Annotated in this window: 2 protein-coding genes; both read right to left on the bottom strand. The window is 42.0% G+C overall.

All coding sequences use genetic code 11. The features are described 5' to 3' along the window. The coding region (locus tag ACR2F7_RS10665; protein WP_432713551.1) for an efflux RND transporter permease subunit at positions 1-2,588 on the bottom strand (2,588 nt) is incomplete at its 3' end. Positions 2,589-2,594: 6 nt separating this feature from the next. Next, on the bottom strand, positions 2,595-3,086 hold a 492-nt coding region (locus ACR2F7_RS10660; RefSeq protein ID WP_432713550.1), incomplete at its 5' end, for an efflux RND transporter periplasmic adaptor subunit.

Below are 3,086 nucleotides of genomic sequence, written 5' to 3'. Positions count from 1 at the left end.
ATGGCCAGTCCGAAGGCAAATAGCGTGTTCGAAGAACTTTCCTTAAAATCCCTGGATTCACCACCCAAATCAGTAGAAAATGTTTCATCGAGAACTTTTGCTGAAATCCTGTCCATGGCTTCAATACCATCGCCAATACTTTTTCCGGGCGCAAGACCAGCAGAAACGGTGGCTGCAGTGAAACGGTTGTTACGGAATAATTGCGGCGGACTGCTTTCTTCTTTGGCACTCACCACGTTATCCAGCTGGATAAGTTCATTTTTATTGTTTCTCACATAAACAGAACTTAAATCAAGTGGGTCTTTACGGTCAGAAACTTCAAACTGTCCGATAACCTGGTATTGTTTGCCGTTCATGAAAAAGTAAGAAAAACGCTGTCCACTTAAGCCCAGTTGTAAAGCAGAACCAATATCTTGTGCAGATACACCAAGGTTTTTTGCTTTCGCACGGTCAATTGTTAAGTTGATCTCAGGCTTGTTGAATTTCAAATTCACATCAGAAGTGGTGAAGGTAGGGTCGTTAGACACTTCTTCCATAAACAAAGGCACCTTTTCCCGCAGCTTCTCAAAGTTCTGTGCCTGGATAATATAATTTACTGGCAAGCCTCCTCTACGTCCTACGGAGATGGTTGGTTGCTGTGTAACTACCACTTTTCCTTCGGTAAATTTGCGTGTAATTCTGGTCAGGTCTGTTGCAATATCCGCCTGCGACCTGTTGCGGTCACCAGGTTCTAACAGTCCCATTCTTACAAAACCCCCGTTTGTACTTCCACCGCCAAAACCCGGCGAAGTAATGGTAATATTCACTTTTTTCTCCGGAACAGAGTCTAATACCAATTGGTTGATTTTAGAAATAAAGCGATCCGTATAAGCAAAAGATGCTCCCTCTGGAGTCGTTACATTCATGTTGATGGCACTACGGTCATCATAAGGGGCAGTTTCTTTAGGAAGGATATTCCAGAAGAGGGCAATTAAGCCCACACAAGCCAATATAATAGGGATGGCAAGCCATCTTTTGTCGAGGAATTTATTCAGGTTATGAGCGTAATTTTCATTAAGCTTCACAAAATAAGGCTCTGTCATGTCGTAGAACTTCGATTTCTTGTGCCCTGTTTTTTTCATCAGGTAAGCATTCAACATCGGAGTCAGCGTAAGAGAAACAAAGGCTGATATGAGCACTGCGGCACCAATTACAATTCCAAATTCCCTGAATAACCTACCCACAAAACCTTCCAGAAAGATAACAGGTAAGAATACCGCAGCGAGGGTAATGGAAATGGAAATTACAGCGAAGAAAATTTCATTGGAACCTTTAATGGCCGCTTCAAAAGGAGAGTAGCCCTCTTCAATTTTCTTGAAAATGTTCTCCGTAACCACAATACCATCATCTACCACCAGTCCTGTGGCCAATACAATAGCCAGCAGCGATAATACATTAATGGAGAAGCCAAAGATGTACATGACGAAAAAGGTGAAAACCAGCGATACCGGAATATCAATAAGGGGCCTGAAGGCGATGGCCCAATCTCTAAAAAACAGGTAGATGATCAAAATCACCAATACCAGGGAGATCAATATCGTTTCCGCTACTTCGGTTACAGAACTTTTGATAAATAGGGTAGTGTCTAAAGAAATATTGAGCTTGATATCTTTGGGGATATCTTGTTGCAACTGTTCAAATCGTTTGTAAAACTCTTCAGAAATCTCCAGGTAATTGGCGCCGGGCTGAGGTACCAATCCTATGGCCACCATCGGTTTTCCTGATTCTCTTAATACAGTTTCTTCGTTTTCTGAACCTAAAACAGCGTAGCCCACATCTTTCAGCTGCACTATATTATTAGAATCATTTTTTAGAATCAGGTCGTTAAATTCCTGTTCAGTGGTTAACTTACCTAAGGTTTTTACCACGAGTTCTGTGTTAGCCCCTGTAATTTTTCCTGATGGCAATTCCACGTTTTCCGTGTTCAAGGCGTTGACAATATCCTGGGTAGTTAAGCCATAAGCAGCAAGTTTATCAGGCTCCATACGGATACGCATCGCATACTTTCTTTGCCCCTGTATCTGTACGCTACTCACACCAGTAATGGTCTGAAGCCTATCAGCAATTACATTTTCTGCATAATCACTCAGCTGCATTACATTGCGCTTATCACTCTGAATGGTCATGGTAATTACCGCATCAGAGTTAGCATCAGCCTTACTTACAATAGGGTTACCATCAATATCCTTAGGTAAACTTCTTGCTGCCTGCGAAACTTTATCGCGGACATCATTTGCCGCATCATCAATATTTTTATCTAAATTGAACTCAATGGTGATGTTACTGGTTCCCTGGTTACTGGAAGAAGAGATATTCCGGATACCATCAATACCATTGATCGACTTTTCAAGGGGCTCGGTAATCTGTGATTCAATAATATCTGAGTTAGCACCTGGGTATGATGTACGCACAGATACTACCGTAGGGTCAATATTAGGATATTCCCTGACACCCAGGAAGGTATAGCCGATGACGCCAAAGAGCAGAATCATCAGGTTCATGACGATGGCCAGAACGGGCCTTTTTATACTGGTGGTTGAAATGCTCATGTTGTCTTAATTATTTTTTACAATACTAACCGTTACCGGTGACCCTTGTTTTAAGGCCATGGCGCCGGTTGTTAAAACTGTGTCTCCAACTTTTAATCCCGCAGTAATTACAATATCCTCTGCCGTACGTGTGCCTGCTTCTACAGTTACCTGCTCGGCTTTTCCATTTTTACTGATGAAAACTGTTTTACCTTTCAATACCGGGATGATGGCTTCATTAGGAATTAACAATGCATTGTCCATGGTACTTAGTGAGAGGCCAATTTTAGCGAAGGCACCGGGTAAAAGCTCCATGTTTGCATTTTGGGCGATGGCCTTAATTTGTAAAGTACGGGTCTGCGTATTGATGCCGGGCTCTATGGCAAACACTTTTCCTGTATAAACCTTAGCAGAGCCACTTGTTGTAAACGATATAGGCGAATTCATTTTGATCTGCCCTACATACTTTTCCGGAACAGAAAAGTTGATTTTGATAGGGTTGATGTTCATTAAATTGGC

The sequence above is a fragment of the Pedobacter sp. genome, assembly GCF_045628745.1.
Classification (GTDB): domain Bacteria; phylum Bacteroidota; class Bacteroidia; order Sphingobacteriales; family Sphingobacteriaceae; genus Pedobacter.
This window is presented reverse-complemented; position numbering and strand designations above follow the sequence as displayed.